This window comes from Psychrobacillus sp., assembly GCF_056205495.1.
Genome location: NZ_JBAEAP010000181.1, coordinates 1 through 2,207, shown reverse-complemented (window position 1 = coordinate 2,207; position 2,207 = coordinate 1). Strand labels below are relative to the sequence as shown.

Below are 2,207 nucleotides of genomic sequence, written 5' to 3'. Positions count from 1 at the left end.
GCTTTTCAACTTTACGGGCGGATATCTCGCTTTTATGGGACACCTTCACTTACTCTATGGGCACTTTCCTCTTACTTATGGGACACTTCCCTCAACCCTATGGGCGCTTTTCAACTTTATGGGCGGATATCTCGCTTTTATGGGACACCTTCACTTTCTTTATGGGCGCTTTCCACTCACTTATGGGGCACTTCCCTCAACTCTATGGGCACTTTTTAACTTTACGGGCGCATACCTGTGATTTATGGGACACACCTCCACTTACTTTATGGGCACTTTCCTCAAATTTACGGGACACCATCCCTACACTATGTCTTATTCCAACAAAAAAACAGCTACCGATAAAAGTAGCTGCTTGTCCACTATCTTATTTTTTCTCTGCTAACCATGCAGCAACTGCTTCTGCATCAGCGCCTTCGATGATTTTACCCGGCATTGCTCCGCGGCCGTTTAAAATAACATCTAAGATTTCATCTTCTGATAAACGTGATCCTACATCAGCAAGCGCAGGGAAATTACCTTGTCCTTCTAAATTTCCGCCGTGACAGCTAATACATTTAGAATTTACAATTTTTTCAGCATCTACAGACGCGGTTTCAGTTGAATCAGTTGTACCAGTGTCAGTTGTGCCAGTATCTTTTGCTTCGTCGTCTCCACCGCCACAAGCAGCAAGCATAAGACCTGCTCCAAAGATAACAGCTAATAATTTTTTATTCATTTAGTTAACCTCCCTCAACATTATGAATGCACTCATATTATACCAAATTTAGTACCTTTTGAAACCTTCTCCTAACACCTCATAGGCATCAGAAACTATAACAAATGCAGTGGGGTCAATGATTTGAACCACATGTTTCAGCTTTGTGAACTCTGTTTGATACGCCACCACCATAAGGATAGATTTCTCTTCATTGGTATATCCACCATATGCAGGTAGTTTAGTTACCCCTCGATCAATCTCCTTATAGATAGCATCTCTAATTTCGTCCTGTTTATTCGTAATTATATAAATCATTTTTGATTGGCTGAATCCTAGTTGCACAATATCGATTGTTTTAGTAGTTACAAATAAACCTATTAAAGCGTATAAAGCTTGTTCAATATCAAATACTACGGCAGCACTCAACACAATTAGACCATCGATTAGCAAGACGCTTCTTCCTAAAGAAAAGCCAGTATATTTGGTTATGATTTGAGCTGCTAAGTCTGTTCCGCCTGTTGACGCGCCGCCTCTAAAAACGATTCCTAAACCTAGACCAACCGTAATACCACCAAATAATGCACCTAACAAAGGATTATATGTCCATGGTTCCCAGCTTGCAGTTAGCAAAACTACTGCAGGTAAAACTAAGGTTCCTACAAAAGATTTAATCCCAAATTTTGCACCAAGAAATATTAAGCCTGCGATAAACAAAGGAATGTTAAAAGCATATTGAACAAGCCCAGGCTCCCAGCCAAAAACTCCTTTTAAGATAGTACTTATCCCACTTACCCCACCTGATGCAACCTGGTTTGGCAATAAAAACACATTAAAGCCAAGCGCTATAATCGCAGCACCAATGATGACATATAAATAATCTCTAACATTCGCCATCCAAGGAGAAATTTCTTTATGAACTCTATTATTTGTCGTAGTAGTCATTACTATTCCTCTTTCATGTAAATTCTTTTATTCAACCTGAAATAGTATAACAACAGAAGGGATTTTTGTGAACTTTAGCAAGATGGTGTATTAACAGGCTACTTGCACAAAATAAAAAAGCGTATCTAAAATAAATTGGATACACTTTAATCAGCAGCAATTATTTACTAATAGATTGTGCTTCTTTATAGGTTTCGTCGATGTAGTCCGAAATAGCAAGCTGATCCTCTGTGATATTGACTAAAGTTGCATTGATTTCCTCGACAGTAGCCGTGCTTTCTACAATGATTGCAGCAAACTCTGTTGTACTTACATTGATGGATTCGCTGTCTTCTGCAATCGTTTCAATCTCTTTTAAATAGCTTGTTAATGATAACTGAAGCGTCTTCATTGTTTCAAACAGACCTTTAAAGGACTCATTGGATTGTTCCGCTGTTTCGGCTTGTGAGTGAGTTTGTGCTAACCCTAATTTCAGCTTTTGAAGAGCTGCCTCGTTAAATTTATTGACATTGTTAAGATTGTCATCTATTTTCTCTACTGTTTGATTGGTTACCCCTGCGAGTTT

3 protein-coding genes are annotated in these 2,207 nt (G+C 38.8%); all 3 read right to left on the bottom strand.

Going from position 1 to position 2,207, the window contains the following annotated elements; all coding sequences use genetic code 11:
• Positions 1-367: 367 nt before the first annotated feature.
• Positions 368-718 carry a cytochrome c551 gene (gene cccB / locus AC06OU_RS05400; protein ID WP_342566930.1) on the bottom strand — a complete coding sequence of 117 codons (351 nt, stop codon included), beginning with the start codon at positions 716-718 and terminating at the stop codon, positions 368-370.
• Between the two features lie 48 nt (positions 719-766).
• Positions 767-1,594 carry a YitT family protein gene (locus AC06OU_RS05395; RefSeq protein ID WP_475854463.1) on the bottom strand — a complete coding sequence of 276 codons (828 nt, stop codon included), beginning with the start codon at positions 1,592-1,594 and terminating at the stop codon, positions 767-769.
• Positions 1,595-1,802: 208 nt separating this feature from the next.
• A partial coding sequence (locus tag AC06OU_RS05390) for a hypothetical protein (protein ID WP_475854462.1) occupies positions 1,803-2,207 on the bottom strand: 405 nt, incomplete at its 5' end.